The sequence below is a fragment of the Bacillus sp. SJZ110 genome, from assembly GCF_006715455.1.
GTDB lineage: Bacteria > Bacillota > Bacilli > Bacillales > Bacillaceae > Bacillus > Bacillus subtilis.
In genome coordinates this window covers 424,949-443,084 of record NZ_VFNF01000002.1, presented here as the reverse complement: position 1 = coordinate 443,084, position 18,136 = coordinate 424,949, and the positions used below count along the sequence as shown (strand labels likewise).

General features: G+C 45.1%; 18 protein-coding genes, 1 pseudogene, 2 riboswitches and 1 other annotated feature. Of the genes and pseudogenes, 8 read left to right on the top strand and 11 right to left on the bottom strand.

Annotated features, from left to right (window positions below; translation table 11 throughout):
• Positions 1–33: 33 nt before the first annotated feature.
• From FB592_RS07910 to ykoG, 4 genes are all read right to left on the bottom strand, one after another.
• Positions 34–546: a PepSY domain-containing protein gene (locus FB592_RS07910; protein ID WP_014479606.1), complete on the bottom strand. Its 513-nt coding sequence runs from the start codon at positions 544–546 to the stop codon at positions 34–36.
• 91 nt (positions 547–637) lie between these two features.
• Positions 638–1,318, bottom strand: a complete 681-nt coding sequence (locus tag FB592_RS07905; RefSeq protein ID WP_103803696.1) for a PepSY domain-containing protein — start codon at positions 1,316–1,318, stop codon at positions 638–640.
• Positions 1,315–2,679: a two-component system sensor histidine kinase YkoH gene (gene ykoH, locus FB592_RS07900; protein WP_064671308.1), complete on the bottom strand. Its 1,365-nt coding sequence runs from the start codon at positions 2,677–2,679 to the stop codon at positions 1,315–1,317. The genes FB592_RS07905 and ykoH overlap by 4 nt, the downstream gene beginning before the upstream one ends.
• Positions 2,680–2,682: 3 nt before the next feature.
• A complete protein-coding gene (gene ykoG / locus FB592_RS07895; RefSeq protein ID WP_103803695.1) occupies positions 2,683–3,369 on the bottom strand; it encodes a two-component system response regulator YkoG in 687 nt (228 codons plus the stop codon).
• A gap of 101 nt (positions 3,370–3,470) precedes the next feature.
• A riboswitch (TPP riboswitch) is annotated at positions 3,471–3,583 on the top strand.
• Between the two features lie 96 nt (positions 3,584–3,679).
• On the opposite strand from ykoG, the gene thiU reads away from it, so the two are divergent.
• The 4 genes from thiU to thiX are packed head-to-tail and all read left to right on the top strand — an operon-like array spanning position 3,680 to position 7,252.
• On the top strand, positions 3,680–4,282 hold the full coding sequence (gene thiU / locus FB592_RS07890) for an HMP/thiamine ABC transporter substrate-binding protein ThiU (protein ID WP_021479434.1): 603 nt from the start codon (positions 3,680–3,682) through the stop codon (positions 4,280–4,282).
• A 1-nt stretch (position 4,283) separates the two neighbouring features.
• Complete coding sequence (locus FB592_RS07885) at positions 4,284–4,883, top strand: ECF transporter S component (protein ID WP_003232554.1); 600 nt, start codon at positions 4,284–4,286, stop codon at positions 4,881–4,883.
• A complete protein-coding gene (locus FB592_RS07880) occupies positions 4,870–6,513 on the top strand; it encodes an ABC transporter ATP-binding protein (protein ID WP_101502049.1) in 1,644 nt (547 codons plus the stop codon). The genes FB592_RS07885 and FB592_RS07880 overlap by 14 nt, the downstream gene beginning before the upstream one ends.
• Positions 6,488–7,252 (top strand): HMP/thiamine ABC transporter permease ThiX, encoded by a 765-nt coding sequence (gene thiX, locus FB592_RS07875; protein WP_141949432.1) that lies wholly within the window; start codon positions 6,488–6,490, stop codon positions 7,250–7,252. Before FB592_RS07880 ends, thiX begins: the two co-directional genes overlap by 26 nt.
• Positions 7,253–7,282: 30 nt before the next feature.
• Here the strand turns inward: thiX and rsbRB are convergent, their stop codons facing one another.
• Positions 7,283–8,116: an RsbT co-antagonist RsbRB gene (gene rsbRB / locus FB592_RS07870; protein ID WP_003232560.1), complete on the bottom strand. Its 834-nt coding sequence runs from the start codon at positions 8,114–8,116 to the stop codon at positions 7,283–7,285.
• 222 nt (positions 8,117–8,338) lie between these two features.
• Here rsbRB and isp point away from each other — a divergent pair, with 222 nt between their 5' ends.
• From isp to guaD, 3 genes are all read left to right on the top strand, one after another.
• Positions 8,339–9,298, top strand: coding sequence for a serine protease Isp (gene isp / locus FB592_RS07865; protein ID WP_003232562.1), 960 nt, complete (start codon positions 8,339–8,341; stop codon positions 9,296–9,298).
• Between the two features lie 132 nt (positions 9,299–9,430).
• Positions 9,431–9,586: riboswitch (SAM riboswitch) on the top strand.
• Between the two features lie 127 nt (positions 9,587–9,713).
• The gene (gene metE, locus FB592_RS07860; RefSeq protein ID WP_032725563.1) at positions 9,714–12,002 is read left to right on the top strand and encodes a 5-methyltetrahydropteroyltriglutamate--homocysteine S-methyltransferase; all 2,289 of its coding nucleotides are present in this window, start codon (positions 9,714–9,716) and stop codon (positions 12,000–12,002) included.
• Positions 12,003–12,174: 172 nt separating this feature from the next.
• Entirely contained in the window at positions 12,175–12,645 is a 471-nt protein-coding gene (guaD, locus tag FB592_RS07855; RefSeq protein WP_038829040.1) for a guanine deaminase, read from the top strand.
• A 48-nt stretch (positions 12,646–12,693) separates the two neighbouring features.
• On the opposite strand, the pseudogene FB592_RS07850 reads toward guaD, so the two are convergent.
• Positions 12,694–12,870 (bottom strand): annotated as a pseudogene (locus FB592_RS07850) (hypothetical protein).
• Between the two features lie 26 nt (positions 12,871–12,896).
• Positions 12,897–13,307 carry an organic hydroperoxide resistance protein OhrB gene (gene ohrB, locus FB592_RS07845; RefSeq protein ID WP_141949431.1) on the bottom strand — a complete coding sequence of 137 codons (411 nt, stop codon included), beginning with the start codon at positions 13,305–13,307 and terminating at the stop codon, positions 12,897–12,899.
• 142 nt (positions 13,308–13,449) lie between these two features.
• Between ohrB and ohrR the strand changes: the two genes are divergently transcribed.
• The gene (gene ohrR, locus FB592_RS07840) at positions 13,450–13,893 is read left to right on the top strand and encodes an organic hydroperoxide resistance transcriptional regulator OhrR (protein ID WP_141949430.1); all 444 of its coding nucleotides are present in this window, start codon (positions 13,450–13,452) and stop codon (positions 13,891–13,893) included.
• Positions 13,894–13,923: 30 nt separating this feature from the next.
• On the opposite strand, the gene FB592_RS07835 is transcribed toward ohrR, so the two are convergent.
• From FB592_RS07835 to purU, 4 genes are all read right to left on the bottom strand, one after another.
• Positions 13,924–14,349, bottom strand: coding sequence for an organic hydroperoxide resistance protein (locus FB592_RS07835; RefSeq protein ID WP_003232574.1), 426 nt, complete (start codon positions 14,347–14,349; stop codon positions 13,924–13,926).
• A 125-nt stretch (positions 14,350–14,474) separates the two neighbouring features.
• Positions 14,475–15,722 (bottom strand): glutamate-5-semialdehyde dehydrogenase, encoded by a 1,248-nt coding sequence (gene proA, locus FB592_RS07830; RefSeq protein ID WP_014476586.1) that lies wholly within the window; start codon positions 15,720–15,722, stop codon positions 14,475–14,477.
• Positions 15,723–15,733: 11 nt separating this feature from the next.
• Complete coding sequence (gene proB, locus FB592_RS07825) at positions 15,734–16,831, bottom strand: glutamate 5-kinase (protein WP_017695098.1); 1,098 nt, start codon at positions 16,829–16,831, stop codon at positions 15,734–15,736.
• Between the two features lie 52 nt (positions 16,832–16,883).
• Positions 16,884–17,094, bottom strand: a binding site (T-box leader).
• A gap of 87 nt (positions 17,095–17,181) precedes the next feature.
• On the bottom strand, positions 17,182–18,084 hold the full coding sequence (purU, locus tag FB592_RS07820; RefSeq protein WP_021479442.1) for a formyltetrahydrofolate deformylase: 903 nt from the start codon (positions 18,082–18,084) through the stop codon (positions 17,182–17,184).
• Positions 18,085–18,136 lie beyond the last annotated feature (52 nt).

Genomic DNA, 18,136 nt, shown 5'->3' with positions numbered 1-18,136 from the left:
TCATGAAAAACCCCCGCGCAGCGGGGGTTTTGATTAGTCATCTATCTCCTGTTTGATAATGCGTCCATCTTTTGCGGAAATTTCAAATTCTGTCTCAGTTCCTTGTTTCGTTTGGATTTCCATTTCATAGATGTAAGCACCGTCATCTTCGTCAAGCTTACTTTCTGTTACGGTTCCGCCTGTTTGCTTTAAAGCAATTTCTTCAGCTTCTTCTTTGGTTATGGCGACTTGTTCTGCTTTCTCCTTTAACGGGTCATTAAGCGCTTGTTTTGTATGAATATCTACATAAACGTCGTAGTCTTCACCTTCTTTTTCAATCTCCACTTCATAGACTTCTTTGCCGTTGTAAAGGTCTCTGTCAATGTCTTCTACTGTGCCGTCAACAACTGTTTTAGCAATTGCTTCTGCTTCTTGTTCAGTGAGTGCATCCGTCTTAGAAGAAGCCTGTCTGTTTTCATTGTTTTCTTTGGCAAACGCGTTGTAGCTGAATCCTCCGGCCGCTAGGCATCCTGCTAAAAGACCGACCATCCATTTTTTCTTGAGCATTTGTGAGTCCTCCTTTGTTTTGTATGAGTACAGTTTACACACTCAACATGAAAGGAAAACGAGAGCAAGATGAGAATTTGATGAGAAACCGTCAGTCTTCATACACAATGTTAGCTACCTTTCCTGTGTAGGCATTGATTTTCACTGTCGCTTCCTTATCATCAGGAAGATCAACGTCCACTTCAAAGATGAGAGTGCCCTCACTTTCTTCGAGATCTGCGTCATCCGCTTTACCGCCCGTTTTTCGCTCTGCAATTGTTTTGGCTTCTTTTTTCGTAATCGGCGTTTTTTGTTGATCTTTGCTGCTGATTTGATCGGCAGACAAGACTGTTTTTGCCTGCATGTCTACCTTCACTTCGTATGTTTTCCCGTCTTCTTTTTGTATGGTATAAGTGGCAACTCGACTTTGCCGTGTTTGTTTTTTGACCGTTCCCGGCACCCGCTCAAGCGCGAGATGCTCGGCTTCTTTTTCTGTCATGGCAGATGGATTTACTGCTTTTACTCTATTCATTGAAAGAATGTCAGCCGATATTGCGTCTGCTTTTACAAAGTAAGTTCCCTTTGGATTTTCAAGGGTTATATCATATGTTTTTTTATCCTTTGATTGTGTTGCTTTCGTGACCTTGCCTTCATAAGAGGCTTCAACTTTTTTTACGACAGTCTCCTTTGACAATACGTTCTCATGGGTTTGCCGAATGATGAGAAACGTACAGATGATGACAACTAAAATGGCTGCTGCAGCAAAAGATACTGTTTTTATTGTTTTAGTCATCGGCCTCCCCCATTCTGTTCGCTGAATTGCATGGTGACAGCTGTTCCTTGTCCCGGCTTGCTTTTGACAGACAGCTCAATGCCATGCTCATCAGCGATTTGCTTGGCAATGGAAAGGCCTAAACCCGTTCCGCCTGTTTTTCTGTTTCGTGCCTCATCTGCCCGGTAGAACCGTTCGAACAAATGCGGGATATGCTCCTCAGGTATTCCGATGCCTTCATCCCTCACTGATAGAAATGGCCGTCCATTCCTCGTTCCGGCTGACATCTCAATAGGCTTTTCACTATACTTTATTGCATTATCAAGCAAAATGGTCAACAGCTGCTTGATGCGTTCTTCATCAGCCTTTACAAGCAGGCTCTCTTTATCTGTTTCAAGCAATATGTCACGCTGATAAACGGACTGGAGCGTTTGCATAACCGCGCGCGCCGCTTCAATCAGATCGATTGTTTTCAGATCAACCTCGAGTCCTTGATGGCTTTTGGCCAGCGCCAAAAGCTGATTGGTCAGTTTTTTCATATGCACCGCTTCTGAGTGAATGGCTTCTATCGACTCCTCAAGCACCTCCGGCTTTTTTGCCCCCCACCGCTTCATCAGACTGCTGTAGCTTTCTATAATAGTGAGCGGGGTTTTCAATTCGTGTGAAGCATCTTGAACAAATTGCTGCTGTTTATCATAGTGCTCCTTCAGCATCATTGCCATTTCATTAAATGTCAGCCCCATTTGATACAATTCATCGTTGGACTGTCCTTCTAAAGAAATCGTTTTAAATTCTTTGTCTCGCTGTATGTCTTTCATTGTGATCATTAATCGTCTGATCGGATTGATGATACGGCGGGCAAGCAAGCTGCCTGCAAAAAAAGAAGCAATGCAGACAGCAGCACTTGCAGCGATTAAGATGATTTTCAGCAGAAACAGACTCTCTTCTGTGTTCTCCAGCCTTTCAACCAGCTGAAGAGACACCACTTGTCCATCGGTCCAAATCACCGGAACAGCAGCCTCGGCAAACAGCTTGCCGTCATGTTTCCTCACATCTGCCGTTTCGCCGCTATGAAAAGAGAGAGGAAAATCTTTATAGGCTTTTTCTTTTGTGATCGTCATAACGGCTTTTTGATCACCATTCACTACACGCACCATGCCATTTGCCGGAAGATAGGCCTGCAGCATATCCTGCAAAGCCACTCCTTCTGTTTCAGCGGCACGCAGCGCTTCGGCAATGTTATCCGTCTCATCAGCAAGCCGGGCCGCATCCTTTGATGTCAGCGCAGACGAAAAAATGAGATATACTGCGGTATGAACCAAAATTAATAAAATCAACAGTGATATCGAAGTGTATAGATGAATCTTGGTCTTCAGCTTCATCGTTTACCCCTTAATGGCATAGCCGACCCCTCGAATCGTATGGATCAGCTGTTTTTCGTAAGGATAGTCCAGTTTTTTTCTGATGTATCTTATGTAGACGTCCACGACATTTGTATCACCGATATAATCAAATCCCCATACCGAGCTTAGAATTTGCTCCCGTGTCAGCACTTGCTGCGGATGCTTTAGCATATAGACGAGCAGATCAAATTCCCGTGGCGTTAATTCCACCTCTTTGTCTCCGCGTCTCACTTCACGGGTTTTTTCGTTCACCCGCAAATCGTCATATGTAAGAAAGGTGCCGATATCTTCAGTTTTTGTTCCATTTTGTCGCAGCGCCGCCCTGATTCTCGCAAGCAATTCCTCGATTTCAAACGGCTTGGTGACATAGTCATTCGCACCGATGTCCAGACCTGTTACCTTATCAGGAATACTGTCTCGCGCCGTTAATAATATGACCGGTGTCTGCGAATCCGTTTTTCTCAAGCGGCGCAGCACTTCCAGTCCGCTAAGCCCCGGAAGCATAACATCAAGAAGCACCAAGGAATACCCGCCTTCCGCTGCCGCATCAAGACCTTCTGTGCCATTCTGTTTGATCGTGACGCTGTATCCTTCATATTCCAATTCAAGCTGCAGAACCCTGGCGATTTTTTCTTCATCTTCCACAATTAATATGTGTCCTTTGTCCAAATGTGATCATCCTCTCCTGTCCCTATATGAAAAAAATGATTTCGTTGTTTACAAAATGATTCTTATCATCTATTATGATGTCAAAATAAAAAATTGTATACGGAAAGCACTAGGGGTGCTGTTTTGGCTGAGATAAAGCGCGGAAGAAACGCGCTTTGATCCCTTATGACCCGATCTGGATAATACCAGCGTGGGGAAGTGCAGGTTGACCGAATGGTGTATTTTTTTGTGCGCTTAATCGATCTATGACTGCATATTCCCTTAGGATATGCAGTTTTTTATTTTACCAAAAAAACAGGAGGTCGGAGAAATGGAGCATATTTGCGGTACAAGCAAAATCGCCGGTTTTCGCTTCTCTTTATATCCGATGACGGATGATTTTATCAGTGTGATCAAGTCTGCGCTGAAAAAAACAGATACATCCAAGGTATGGACGAAAACCGACCATATCAGCACGGTGTTACGCGGATCGATTGATCATGTATTCGATGCTGCAAAAGCCATTTACCTTCATGCAGCAAACAGCGAACAACACATCGTCATGAACGGCACGTTTTCCATTGGATGCCCGGGTGACACACAGGGGGATACATATCTTTCCAAAGGTGATAAGCGTGTCAATGATGATGCTGTCCGAGGCTTGAAGGCGGAAGCGCCGTGCCAATTTGCCCTTTATCCAATGAACGAGCCGGATTATATGGGATTGATTATGAAGGCTGTCGACATTGCAAAAGCCCAAGGCACTTTCGTACAGGGTGTCCATTACGCGAGCGAGCTTGACGGGGATGCGCATGACGTATTCAGCACATTGGAAGCCGTTTTCCGCATGGCCGAGCAGCAAACAAACCATATCACCATGACTGTGAATCTTTCGGCTAACAGTCCATCAAGAAAAAACAGAAAGCAGGGATAAAATGAAAAGCTGGAAAGTAAAAGAAATTGTCATCATGTCGGTTATCAGTATCGTATTTGCCGTTGTTTATTTATTATTTACACATTTCGGAAACGTGCTTGCAGGTATGTTTGGGCCAATCGCCTATGAACCGATTTACGGCATTTGGTTTATCGTTTCTGTGATCGCCGCGTACATGATTCGAAAACCGGGTGCAGCGCTCGTTTCTGAAATCATTGCCGCTCTCGTTGAGTGCCTGCTGGGAAATCCGTCTGGCCCGATGGTCATCGTCATTGGCATTGTTCAAGGACTCGGGGCTGAGGCTGTGTTTCTTGCAACACGCTGGAAAGCATACTCTCTCCCTGTCCTTATGCTGGCCGGTATGGGATCTTCAGTAGCCAGCTTTATCTATGATCTCTTTGTTTCTGGCTATGCAGCCTATTCACCAGGTTATCTGCTCATTATGCTTGTGATCCGCCTCATTTCCGGCGCGCTTTTGGCGGGGCTTCTTGGAAAAGCTGTCAGCGACTCTCTCGCTTATACAGGTGTGTTAAACGGAATGGCACTCGGAAAGGAACTGAAAAAGAAACGGAAGCGGGCGTCAGAACATGCAAGCCTTTGATGAGCTTCTGACGGTTGAGCAGCTCAGCTTCTCTTATGAAGAAGACGAGAAACCGGTTTTTCAAGACATTTCGTTTGAGCTTCAAAAAGGAGAATGTGTTTTATTATTAGGACCGAGCGGATGCGGTAAAAGCTCGCTCGCCCTTTGTTTAAACGGTCTATATCCGGAGGCTTGCGACGGCATTCAGTCCGGACATGTATTTCTATTTCAAAAGCCGGTCACAGATGCTGAAACCTCCGAAACGATTGCTCAGCATGCCGGGGTCGTTTTTCAGGATCCTGATCAGCAGTTCTGCATGCTGACGGTGGAGGACGAAATAGCGTTCGGGCTGGAAAATCTGCAAATTCCAAAAGAAGAAATGACAGAGAAAATCAACGCCGTATTAGAAAAATTACGCATTACCCATTTAAAAGAAAAAATGATCTCAACCCTTTCAGGAGGACAAAAGCAGAAAGTGGCTCTCGCCTGTATTTTGGCGATGGAGCCTGAGCTTATTATTTTAGATGAGCCGACCTCTCTTTTAGACCCTTTCTCAGCTCGGGAGTTCGTTCATCTGATGAAGGATCTTCAGCGGGAAAAAGGTTTCAGCCTCCTCGTCATTGAGCACCAGCTTGATGAATGGGCGCCTTGGATTGAGAGAACGATCGTACTCGACAAATCAGGCAAAAAGGCACTGGATGGCCTGACGAAAAATCTATTTCAGCATGAAGCGGAGACACTAAAGAAATTGGGCATCGCCATTCCAAAGGTCTGTCATCTGCAGGAAAAGCTGAGTATGCCGTTTACTTTATCAAAAGAGATGCTGTTCAAAGAGCCTATTCCTGCCGGGCATGTCAAAAAGAAGAAAGCCCCTTCTGGGGAGAGTGTGCTTGAAGTCAGCAGCCTTTCGTTCGCGAGAGGACAGCAGACGATTTTCAAAGACATCAGCTTTTCGTTGCGCGGAGGCTCTTTAACGGCGCTTGTCGGTCCGAACGGCACTGGAAAATCGACGCTCTTATCAGTTCTGGCCCGTCTCATGAAACCGCAAAGCGGCAAAATCCTTCTTTATGACCAGCCGCTGCAGAAATATAAAGAAAAAGAATTGCGTAAACGGATGGGATTTGTTTTTCAAAACCCTGAGCATCAATTCGTCACCGATACGGTGTATGACGAGCTTCTGTTCGGCCAGAAAGCAAATGCTGAAACTGAGAAAAAAGCGCAACACCTGCTGCAGCGTTTTGGTCTTGCGCATTTGGCTGATCATCATCCGTTTGCGATCAGCCAAGGGCAAAAACGGCGACTGAGCGTAGCTACTATGCTCATGCATGACGTAAAGGTTTTATTATTAGACGAACCAACCTTTGGCCAGGATGCCCGCACGGCGGCTGAATGCATGGAAATGATTCAACGTATCAAGGCAGAGGGAACTGCTGTCCTTATGATTACACACGATATGGAGCTAGTCTCTTCGTATGCTGACAGCGTGCTTGTGCTTCACGATACAGGCCTGGCCTTTGACGGATCTCCAGCGCAGTTGTTTTCTCAAGAAACAGGGCTTGTCCAAAAAGCAAAGCTCACCCTTCCCCTTCTATATGAATGGATGGCATTTCAAGAGGAGGTGCGTGATGAAGCAGCCGTTACATCTCATTAATCCGACTGTGAAAGCGGCGGCGGTTTTTTGTTGTGTCGTCATGCTGTCGTTTATTTACAACCCTTTCACTCCGGCATGTTTTTATATCATCATCGTTGCGGGCGTTTTACTGGCGGCCGGAATCCCATTGAAAAAATGGTTGTTGTTTACGATTCCGTTTTTGATTTTAGCATTCGGGTGCGTGTGGACAGCCGCAGTTTTTGGAAAAGTGCCGACAACACCGGATAATTTTTTGTTTCAAGCAGGCCCTATCTCCATTAACAGCGATAATTTGTCTGTCGGCATCTCTCTCGGGTTTCGTATTTTATGCTTTTCCGCCTTATCGATGATGTTTGTTTTTACAACCGATCCGATTTTATTTATGCTGAGCCTTGTCCAGCAGTGCAGGCTCTCACCAAAGCTCGCGTACGGTGTCATTGCAGGCTTTCGCTTTCTTCCGCTGTTAAAGGATGAGGTCCAGCTGATTCAGCAGGCTCATAAAATCAGAGGAGGAGCGGCGGAGAGCGGCATCATTAATAAAATCGGTGCGTTAAAACGATATACCATACCGCTATTGGCAAGCGCCATCAGAAAAGCGGAACGGACAGCGCTTGCGATGGAATCGAAAGGATTTACAGGAAGCAGAAACCGGACATACTACAGGACATTGAGCGTGAACCGGCGCGACTGGGTGTTCTTTTGCCTCGTCCTCTTATTATTCGCGGGATCCTTTCTCGTATCTTTATGTTTCGCATCATAAAAAATCCGCTATCACAGATAGCGGATTTTTTTATTGATGATAGTTTAATGCTTGGGCAAGGTTGGTTTTAATAGTAATATTCGAAAAGTCAATCCCCAGCTGTACAGCAGTTTGCGCAATTTCAGGCCTGATTCCTGACAGGGTTGACCGGACACCGATCAGATTAAGCGCCTCAATCAATTTAAAGATCTGGTGCGCCACCATCGTATCCACCACAACAACACCTGACAGATCGATTAACAGATGCTCCACACGTCTTTTCGCACAAGCTTGAAGCGTGTTTTCCAGAATAAACTTCGCCCGTTCGGTATCAATGTCACCGACAAGCGGCAGCAGAGCTGTTGATTTGCTCAGGGTAATGACAGGTGAGCTTAATTCCAATATCATTTCTCTTTGGGCGTTTAATTGCTGCTTGGCATTCATTTCAGCGTGATCAACGAATGTATATATGGTGAAATCAAATACTTTTACAATCAAATCAGCCCATTTTTGCTTCTCTCCCGGTTCAAACGCTGATTCATTTTCTTCTGCGAACTTCTCAAAATACTTCGTATATAATCTCCTGTTTCTCATAAACTCCCGAATGACATACTGAACCGGTGTGTCGAGATGTTTTTGATCGTTGGTCAGCTCTATGACCCACTCTTGAAACTCTTCGAGAAATTGTTTTTCCGGTAAAACATACATGTAATTCAGATGCCGGTAAAATTCTCTGTCCTGCTCTTTCAATTCTTCCGTTACTGTTGCATTATGTAGGGCGTAAAGCGAATTCGGATCACTTTCCTCCATCGTTTCAATCCATTCCTCGGCCATTTGTTCCACATGCTCTGAAAAAAATGCATATAATTTTTCATTCAGTTTCATGACACTGCTCCTTTCCCCAACACTATTATAACTTGACTTACAGTTGAATCCCAGTCATACATGTTGAAGCCATCCAATATTTTGAAGATTACTAATTCTTTGGTGTGTATCCTATTTTTTCAAAATGCTTCAAATGGCTCTGTCCGAGCGCTTGCTTTTTTCATATAATATGAGGCAACACCCTTGAATCCACTTGCAAGCATAAAAAAGGAGGGCTTTTTTATGAATGGTGAAATCCGCTTGATCCCGTATGTGACGAATGAGCAGATCATGGATGTAAACGAGCTTCCTGAGGGCATTAAAGTGATTAAGGCGCCAGAAATGTGGGCAAAAGGGGTAAAAGGCAAAAATATTAAAGTTGCTGTATTAGACACGGGCTGCGACACAAGCCACCCTGATTTAAAAAATCAAATCATCGGCGGAAAGAACTTCACGGATGACGACGGCGGCAAGGAAGATGCGATTTCCGACTACAACGGACACGGCACACACGTCGCCGGAACAATTGCAGCTAATGATTCAAACGGAGGCATTGCCGGAGTCGCGCCTGAGGCAAGCCTATTGATTGTGAAGGTTCTTGGCGGCGAGAACGGCAGCGGACAATACGAATGGATAATTAACGGCATCAACTACGCGGTGGAACAGAAAGTCGACATCATCTCAATGTCCCTTGGAGGGCCAAGCGATGTGCCAGAGCTAAAAGAAGCAGTGAAAAACGCAGTGAAAAACGGAGTGCTTGTCGTTTGTGCAGCGGGAAATGAAGGTGACGGCGACGAACGCACAGAAGAGCTTTCCTACCCCGCAGCTTATAATGAAGTGATTGCAGTTGGATCTGTTTCTGTAGCGCGAGAATTATCAGAATTTTCTAACGCGAATAAAGAGATTGACCTTGTGGCACCAGGAGAAAACATCTTATCCACCCTTCCCAACAAGAAGTACGGTAAGCTGACCGGCACTTCAATGGCTGCCCCTCATGTCAGCGGTGCGCTTGCTTTAATCAAAAGCTATGAAGAAGAATCATTTCAAAGAAAGCTTTCTGAATCTGAGGTTTTCGCACAGCTAATCCGCAGGACACTTCCTCTTGATATTGCAAAAACGCTGGCAGGAAATGGATTCCTGTATTTAACAGCTCCTGATGAGCTCGCAGAAAAAGCAGAGCAATCACATTTGTTGACCCTATAAGATTATTTTTCTTATATAATATACACCACATCATGTAAATAAAAATTTCAAATTCTATGTTGACAATGAATTTGAATTACTGTTAAGATTACCAACAAATGATTCAACTTTTCAAAAAATTAATAACATTTTCTCTTATCGAGAGTTGGGCGAGGGATTGGCCTTTTGACCCCAACAGCAACCGACCGTAATACCATTGTGAAATGGGGCGCACTGCTTTTCGCGCCGAGACTGATGTCTCATAAGGCACGGTGCTAATTCCATCAGATTGTGTCTGAGAGATGAGAGAGGCAGTGTTTTACGTAGAAAAGCCTCTTTCTCTCATGGGAAAGAGGCTTTTTGTTGTGAGAAAACCTCTTAGCAGCCTGTATCCGCGGGTTAAAGAGAGTGTTTTACATATAAAGGAGGAGAAACAATGACAACCATCAAAACATCGAATTTAGGATTTCCGAGAATCGGACTGAACCGGGAATGGAAAAAAGCACTTGAAGCGTATTGGAAAGGCAGTACTGATAAAGATACGTTTTTGAAGCAAATCGACGAACTATTTTTATCAGCAGTAAAAACACAAATTGACCAGCAGATTGATGTTGTGCCTGTTTCTGATTTCACACAGTATGACCATGTACTCGACACAGCAGTCAGCTTCAACTGGATCCCAAAACGTTTCAGACATTTGACTGACGCTACCGATACATACTTCGCTATCGCCCGCGGAATCAAAGACGCCGTATCTAGTGAAATGACAAAATGGTTTAATACAAATTACCATTACATCGTTCCGGAATATGACGAGAGCATTGAGTTCCGTCTGATAAGAAACAAACAACTCGAAGATTATCGCCGGATCAAACAGGAATACGGTGTGGAAACAAAGCCTGTGATTGTCGGCCCTTATACGTTCGTTACGCTTGCTAAAGGCTATGAACCGTCTGAAGCAAAAGCGATCCAAAAACGCCTTGTGCCATTATATGTACAGCTATTGAAAGAGCTTGAAGAAGAAGGCGTAAAATGGGTTCAAATCGATGAGCCGGCGCTCGTTACCGCCTCTAGTGAAGATGTCCGCGGTGCAAAAGAATTATTTGAAAGCATTACAAGTGAGCTTTCATCCTTGAATGTGCTTTTGCAGACGTATTTTGATTCTGTTGATGCTTATGAAGAGCTGATCTCTTACCCGGTTCAGGGTATTGGCCTTGATTTCGTTCACGACAAAGGCAGAAACCTGGAACAGCTTAAAACACATGGCTTTCCGACAGACAAAGTGCTGGCAGCCGGTGTTATCGACGGACGCAACATTTGGAAAGCGGACCTTGAAGAGCGTCTCGATGCCGTTCTTGATATTCTCAGCATTGCAAAAGTTGATGAACTGTGGATTCAGCCTTCCAGCAGCCTGCTGCATGTTCCGGTAGCGAAACACCCTGATGAGCATTTGGAAAAAGACCTATTGAACGGATTATCCTACGCAAAAGAAAAGCTGGCCGAGCTGACAGCTTTGAAAGAAGGCTTAGTATCAGGAAAAGCGGCGATCAGCGAAGAGATTCAGCAGGCTAAGGCTGATATCCAGGCGCTTAAACAGTTTGCAACAGGCGCCAATTCTGAACAAAAGAAAGAGCTTGAGCAATTAACTGATAAAGACTTCAAGCGCCCGATTCCGTTTGAAGAACGTTTAGCCCTGCAAAATGAATCTCTCGGCCTTCCGCTTTTGCCGACGACAACGATCGGCAGCTTCCCGCAGTCTGCTGAAGTGCGGAGCGCACGCCAAAAATGGCGGAAAGCTGAGTGGTCCGATGAACAGTATCAAAACTTTATCAATGCGGAAACAAAAAGATGGATTGATATTCAGGAAGAATTGGAGCTTGATGTCCTTGTTCACGGCGAATTTGAACGGACAGACATGGTCGAATACTTCGGTGAAAAGCTGGCCGGTTTCGCCTTCACTAAATATGCCTGGGTTCAATCATACGGCTCACGCTGTGTCCGCCCGCCAGTCATTTACGGAGATGTTGAATTTATTGAACCGATGACAGTGAAAGACACAGTCTACGCACAGTCATTGACTTCCAAGCATGTAAAAGGAATGCTGACGGGCCCGGTTACAATCTTAAACTGGTCTTTCCCTCGAAACGACATCTCGAGGAAAGAAATCGCCTTCCAAATCGGGCTTGCCCTTCGCAAAGAAGTTAAAGCGCTTGAAGACGCAGGCATTCAAATCATTCAAGTCGATGAACCAGCGCTGCGTGAAGGCCTTCCATTGAAAACCCGCGATTGGGATGAGTATTTGACTTGGGCGGCAGAAGCTTTCAGATTAACCACTTCTTCCGTGAAAAACGAGACACAAATTCATACACATATGTGCTACAGCAACTTCGAAGATATCGTTGATACAATCAATGATCTTGATGCCGATGTGATTACAATCGAACATAGCAGAAGCCACGGAGGATTTTTAGATTACTTAAAAAACCACCCGTATTTGAAAGGGCTTGGCCTTGGTGTATATGACATTCACAGCCCTCGTGTGCCGTCAACTGAAGAAATGTACAATATTATCGTTGATGCGCTTGCCGTCTGTCCGACTGACCGCTTCTGGGTAAATCCAGACTGCGGATTGAAAACAAGACAGCAGGAAGAAACGGTTGCAGCATTGAAAAACATGGTTGAAGCTGCAAAACAGGCAAGAGCACAGCAGACACAGCTAGTATAATTTGAAAAAACCATCTGCATTTGGCAGATGGTTTTTTTCTATAATACAGCCACAATAGTTTCTTATTTTAGCAAATCCCCCAATTACTTTGTTTATTTTGCACTTTTTTAAGAATGTTCTTTGCATTCTTTTCGGCTATACTAATAACATTCTATTGACAGGAGGGATTGGGATGAATCATGAAACGTTCTTAAAACGGGCTGTCACTCTCGCATGTGAAGGAGTGAATGCAGGAATCGGCGGGCCTTTTGGAGCCGTTATCGTGAAAGACGGAGCCATTATTGCAGAGGGACAGAACAACGTCACAACAAGCAATGATCCGACTGCCCACGCGGAAGTCACAGCTATTCGAAAAGCCTGTAAGGTGCTAGGAGCATACCAGCTTGATGACTGCATTTTGTATACGAGCTGTGAACCATGCCCAATGTGCTTGGGCGCCATCTACTGGGCCCGGCCTAAAGCCGTTTTCTATGCAGCTGAGCACACAGACGCTGCCGAAGCCGGGTTTGATGATTCATTCATTTATAAAGAAATTGATAAACCTGCTGAAGAAAGATCGATCCCCTTTTATCAAGTGACACTAACAGAGCATTTATCCCCGTTTCAAGCATGGCGGAACTTCGCCAATAAGAAAGAATATTAAAAGGATCAGGCATGCGCGGCCTGGTCCTTGTTATTTCTCCAAGTAGCGCTATGCCCTGTGCAAATACAAAACAGCAATCATGCGCGCCGGAACTCAGCTTGGCAGACACCGAGCCAGCCGCCCGCTTCACCTGTAACTTTTGGTTTAAAGGCATGCTTCAAACGCTTCTCTGAAGTTTTATCATAAATCTGTGCCCGCCCCGCATACTCCGACACCAAAAAACATCCTGAGAACACTCAGGTTGCCGGTCATTATTTTAATTCTAGTTTTACATCAACATTTCCTCTGGTTGCCTTGGAGTAAGGACAGAATTCATGAGCGGCGTTGACAAGCTCTTGTGCCTTTTCCCGATCTAAATCTTTCGTGTTCACAACAAGTGTGACACCGATTTTAAACCCGCCGTCGCTCTCATCCTTCATGAGGCTGACCTGCCCTTCAATCTCCGAATCAATTTCGATATTCTGCTCTTTGGCTACGTGTTCGAGCGCGCCGCCGAAGCATGCAGCATACCCTGCCGCAAAGAGCTGTTCCGGATTTGTGCCGGTTAGTCCTTCTTTTTTGGCATTTGGCATGACAATATCAAAATCAAGAACACCGTCATCTGATGTAATATGTCCTGCCCGTCCGCCTCGCGCGGTTACTTTTGCTGTAAATAGTGCCATATTTCCCAACCTCCTTATTTGTATCTAGTTGTTATATTTCCCTTTCTGATCTTTTTAAACATGCTATGTTTGCCGAGAATAGGAAAAGTGAGGTTTTTCAGATACAATAGAATCGAATGATAAAAAAGAGTTGGTGAACAAAATGGAAAATAAATTTGATCATATGAAATTGGAGAATCAGCTATGTTTTTTGCTATATGCAAGTTCGCGGGAAATGACAAAGCAATACAAGCCGCTGCTTGATAAGCTGAATATAACATACCCTCAATATTTGGCTTTGCTTTTGTTATGGGAACATGAAACGCTTACTGTCAAAAAAATAGGCGAACAGCTGTATTTAGATTCAGGAACGCTCACTCCGATGCTTAAACGAATGGAACAACAGGGTTTGATTACGAGAAAAAGATCTGAAGAGGATGAGCGGTCCGTGTTGATCAGCCTGACAGAGGACGGAGCGTTATTAAAAGAAAAAGCGGCTGACATTCCAGAGACAATTCTGGGGCTCTCAAAGCAGTCTGGGGAGGATCTCAAACAGTTAAAATCCGCTCTATATACATTGCTGGAAACACTTCATCAAAAAAATTGAGGATGCCTTGTACAGGCATCCTCTTTTTATTTATTCAGCAACTTCAAGTGTCACATCAATATTTCCGGAGGTTGCTTTTGAGTACGGGCAGACGCCGTGCGCTTTTTTCACAAGCGCCTCCAATTCTGATGCACTGACTCCTTCTCCTTTTACTTGCAGCGTCACACCCAGCTTATAGCCCTGGTCCGCTTCATCCTTTAACAGGCTAACATTTGCTGTAACCTCTGTCTCTACTTTTACCCGTTCTGTTCTTGCGACAAGCTGCAGGGCGCTGTCAAAGCAAGCTGCATAACCTGCTGCAAACAGCTGCTCTGGATTTGTCGCTTTTTCTAATTTCTTGGCTCTCGGTGTCCCCGGCATTGCGACATCAAGCTCAAGAACGCGGTCTGATGAAATGACCTTTCCTTCTCTTCCTCCTACCGCTGAAACAGTTGCGGTAAATAATGGCTGACTCATTTTTCATTCCCCCAATATATTTTATACAATTAAATTGTACACAATTAAATTTGAAATGTCAATTTTTCGCGTATAAAAAAGCTTATCTCGTAATGAGATAAGCTTTTTCATTGAACATTACCCCGCTATTCACGGATTTGCCCAGTTCCTTTAATGATGTATTTTGTAGAAGTCAGTGCAGGAAGCCCCATCGGTCCTCTTGCATGAAGCTTTTGCGTGCTGATGCCGATTTCGGCTCCGTAGCCGAATTCAAAGCCGTCGGTAAAGCGGGTTGACGCGTTATGATAGACCGCGGCAGCATCGACAGCCGTTTGAAAATATGCCGCGTTTTTGTCATTTTCAGTTAAAATCGCTTCTGAATGATTGGTGCCGTATTGTTGGATATGCTTCACAGCTTCTTGGACGTTTTCAACCGTCTTTACACTGAGGACAGGCGCTAAAAATTCGGTTTCCCAATCTTCTTTTGATGCTTGTTTGCTTGAAGGATGAAGTTCACACACCAATTCATCACCGCGAATTTCAACTCCCGCGTTTTCCAGCTGGTCCAGCAATTCTTTCCCGTGCTGTCTTGCCCAAGCCTTGTGAATCAGCAATGATTCAATCGCGTTGCATACGGAAGGGCGTTGCGTTTTGGCATTTACGACAACCTTTTCTGCCATTTGCGGTTTGGCTGTTTCGTCAATGAATATGTGGCAGTTTCCTGCTCCCGTTTCTAATACAGGAACTGTTGATTCTCTCACAACGAGATCAATCAGTTTCTTGCCTCCGCGCGGAATCAATACGTCTAAGCCATCATTTAACGTAAAGAGCTCTTTTGCTGTCTCTCTGCTTGTATCCTCAATCAGCTGCACAGCGTGAATCGGAAGCGCTGATTGCTCAAGTGCTCTGTGAATGACACTGACGAGCGCTTTGTTGCTGTGGATGGCTGAGGAGCTTCCCCGCAGCACAACCGCGTTCCCTGTCTTCAGGCAAAGGGTAGCCGCATCAACTGTGACGTTTGGCCTCGCCTCATAAATCATTCCTACGACACCGAGCGGCACACGGATTTTTTCAATAAACAGGCCGTTTTCTTTTTCAATCGTTTCAAGAGAGTCGCCGATTGGGTCCGCTAAGTCGATTAAGAGCTCCACCGCGTCCGCGATATCGCGTATCCGTTTCTCATCCAGTGTGAGACGGTCAATGATGTCCGGAGTTAAACCATTCTCTTTTCCGTTCTCAATGTCTTTTGCATTCTCCGCCAAGAGAAAATCAAGTTCTTTGCGGAGTCCGTTTGCAATGAGGCTGAGCGCCTCATCCTTCTCGGCTGTTGTTTTCATGATCATTTCGGCTGCTGCTTCTTTCGCCAGCTTCGCTTTTACAGAAACTTCACTCATTTTTCCGCCTCCTAGTCGTTTACATTGACCCAGTCATTCCTATGAATAACCTCAAACGTTTTCTCAAAATCAAGTTCGTCACTGCGTTTTCCTTTGGCTTCCATAATCTCCTCAGAGGAGTAATGGGTTTGGCCTTTGCCGATCACGCCGCCCGGTCCCCTGACTTCCACGACCGCCCCTTTCGGAAAGCTTCCGTTCACACCCACAACGCCAGCGGGCAAAAGGCTGCTTCCATTATGGATCATCGCCTCCTCGGCACCCGCATCAATGATAATTTCTCCCGATATCGGCGAGTGGAACTGAATCCACTGCCTTGTGTTGTTAACCGAAGATAGTTCTTTGTCTCCGATATAAGTGCCGTCTCCCCTGCCGTCCAAAATGTCCGCAAGTTTTTGCTCTCCGCTGCCAGTTCCAATGAATACTTTCACTCCCAGAGACAGCGCGGTTTGTGCGGCTAACAGCTTTGATTTCATTCCGCCGGTGCCGACCTTTGATCCAGCTGAACCTGCATATCCAAGCAATTCAGGCGTGATCTCCGGCAAATAATCAAATCGTTTCGCCTCAGGATTTTCATTTGGATTGGCATCATACAGTCCGTTAATGTCGGTGAGAATCATGAGCTGGTCCGCGTGAATCAATCCGCTGACTAACGCAGAAAGCATATCATTATCTCCGAATGTCAATTCTTCAACAGACGTAGAATCGTTCTCGTTGATAATCGGAATGACGCCGCGTTCCAATAATTCCATTATCGTAGCATACGCGTTTCGGTACCGTTCTCTTTTCGAAAAATCATTTCTCGTTAAAAGGATTTGTCCCGGAGTCAGTGAGTATTGTTTAAATTGATTCATATATTGCTGCATTAACAGTGTTTGTCCAACCGCGGCCGCCGCCTGTTTTCCTTTGATGGTAACGGGACGGGATGGATAACCGAGGCTGGAAAACCCCGCCGCTACGGCACCTGAGGTAATCAGAATCATTTCATGCCCCGCTTTTTTTAACACGGAAATCGCCTGAACATGCTCTCTGATTTTTGCCTCATCAATGCTTCCTTTGCTATTCGTGAGCGAACTGCTTCCTATTTTCACTACTATTCTTTGTTTTTTCATTTATTCTCCTCCGCGGCTCTTCTACAATAAAAAAAACCATTTCATCCTGATTCATAAGGACGAAATGGGTTTCCGTGGTACCACCTTGATTGAACGCGCTTGTGCACGCTCCGCTCTCCTGTAACGCCAGGTTATGCGCCTAGGTTTTCCCCCTAGGACTCCAAGGCAGGTTCGGCAGGTTTCATGCGGCAAAATGTTTCAGCGATTCATTTTGCTCTCTGTCACAGAAAGGTCTGCTTACTAATCCTCTTCAACGCTCAATGATTTTTTTATATTATGCAAAGAAAAAAGACACTTGTCAAGGTTTTTTGTCATCAAAAATAGCCCGCTTTGCGCGGGCCTCTTGCAGTCTAGTTAAAGACGATTGTTTTATTTTCATGAACGATGACACGGTCTTCCAAATGCCATTTCACAGCACGGGCAAGCACGCTGCGTTCAATTGTTCTTCCGATGTTTTTCAGCGCTTCCGCATTATCGCGGTGGTCCACACGCTCAATATCCTGTTCAATGATCGGCCCTTCATCAAGATCGTTTGTCACATAATGAGATGTCGCACCGATCAGTTTCACGCCGCGCTCGTAGGCCCGTTTGTACGGATTCGCACCGATAAAAGCTGGCAGGAATGAATGGTGGATATTGATGATGCGATTCGGATGAGCCGAAACAAAATCAGGAGTTAGAATCTGCATATAGCGTGCGAGAACGATGACATCAACATCGTACTGCTCCAGCAGTTCAAGCTGCTTCTTTTCGACTTCCGCTCTGATGTCTTTGTTCGCTTTCATATAGTGGAATGGAATGTTCAGGCGCTCAACCAGCTCTCTCGCTTCCTCATGGTTACTGATGACAACAGCGATCTCCGCCATCAGGTTGCCGGTTTGCCATTCCCAAATCAGCTCATGCAGGCAGTGGAGCTCCTTTGAAACGAAAATGGCGACACGCTTCAGTTCGCTCGCCAAAGTTAAGCTCCATGTCATGTCGAATTTTTCCGCAACAGAGGCAAACGCCGCCTGAAGTGATGTTTTTTTCTCACGAATGCCTGCGCAGTCGAATTCGATTCTCAGGAAGAACCGGCCGCCTTCAGGGTCTGTCGTATATTGATTTGATTCTATAATATTGGCACCGTGTTCAAATAAAAACGCGGAAACTGCAGAGACGATACCCGGCTGATCGGGGCAGCTGACCAAGAGCCGCCCTTTATCCTCATTTCCGTCACGGTATTCGTCCAACCGCTGAGTCATATATGATTTCATGAATAATCCCTCTTATCTTTGTAAGTCTAAACTATTTATCCATTATACTGAA

Excerpts from the sequence above, each read along its gene's own strand:
- FB592_RS07910 (WP_014479606.1), bottom strand. The coding sequence starts at position 546 with ATGCTCAAGAAAAAATGGATGGTCGGTCTTTTAGCAGGATGCCTAGCG.
- FB592_RS07905 (WP_103803696.1), bottom strand. The coding sequence starts at position 1,318 with ATGACTAAAACAATAAAAACAGTATCTTTTGCTGCAGCAGCCATTTTA.
- ykoH (WP_064671308.1), bottom strand. The coding sequence starts at position 2,679 with ATGAAGCTGAAGACCAAGATTCATCTATACACTTCGATATCACTGTTG.
- thiU (WP_021479434.1), top strand. The coding sequence starts at position 3,680 with ATGGAGCATATTTGCGGTACAAGCAAAATCGCCGGTTTTCGCTTCTCT.
- FB592_RS07885 (WP_003232554.1), top strand. The coding sequence starts at position 4,284 with ATGAAAAGCTGGAAAGTAAAAGAAATTGTCATCATGTCGGTTATCAGT.
- FB592_RS07880 (WP_101502049.1), top strand. The coding sequence starts at position 4,870 with ATGCAAGCCTTTGATGAGCTTCTGACGGTTGAGCAGCTCAGCTTCTCT.
- thiX (WP_141949432.1), top strand. The coding sequence starts at position 6,488 with ATGAAGCAGCCGTTACATCTCATTAATCCGACTGTGAAAGCGGCGGCG.
- rsbRB (WP_003232560.1), bottom strand. The coding sequence starts at position 8,116 with ATGAAACTGAATGAAAAATTATATGCATTTTTTTCAGAGCATGTGGAA.
- isp (WP_003232562.1), top strand. The coding sequence starts at position 8,339 with ATGAATGGTGAAATCCGCTTGATCCCGTATGTGACGAATGAGCAGATC.
- metE (WP_032725563.1), top strand. The coding sequence starts at position 9,714 with ATGACAACCATCAAAACATCGAATTTAGGATTTCCGAGAATCGGACTG.
- guaD (WP_038829040.1), top strand. The coding sequence starts at position 12,175 with ATGAATCATGAAACGTTCTTAAAACGGGCTGTCACTCTCGCATGTGAA.
- ohrB (WP_141949431.1), bottom strand. The coding sequence starts at position 13,307 with ATGGCACTATTTACAGCAAAAGTAACCGCGCGAGGCGGACGGGCAGGA.
- ohrR (WP_141949430.1), top strand. The coding sequence starts at position 13,450 with ATGGAAAATAAATTTGATCATATGAAATTGGAGAATCAGCTATGTTTT.
- FB592_RS07835 (WP_003232574.1), bottom strand. The coding sequence starts at position 14,349 with ATGAGTCAGCCATTATTTACCGCAACTGTTTCAGCGGTAGGAGGAAGA.
- proA (WP_014476586.1), bottom strand. The coding sequence starts at position 15,722 with ATGAGTGAAGTTTCTGTAAAAGCGAAGCTGGCGAAAGAAGCAGCAGCC.
- proB (WP_017695098.1), bottom strand. The coding sequence starts at position 16,831 with ATGAAAAAACAAAGAATAGTAGTGAAAATAGGAAGCAGTTCGCTCACG.
- purU (WP_021479442.1), bottom strand. The coding sequence starts at position 18,084 with ATGAAATCATATATGACTCAGCGGTTGGACGAATACCGTGACGGAAAT.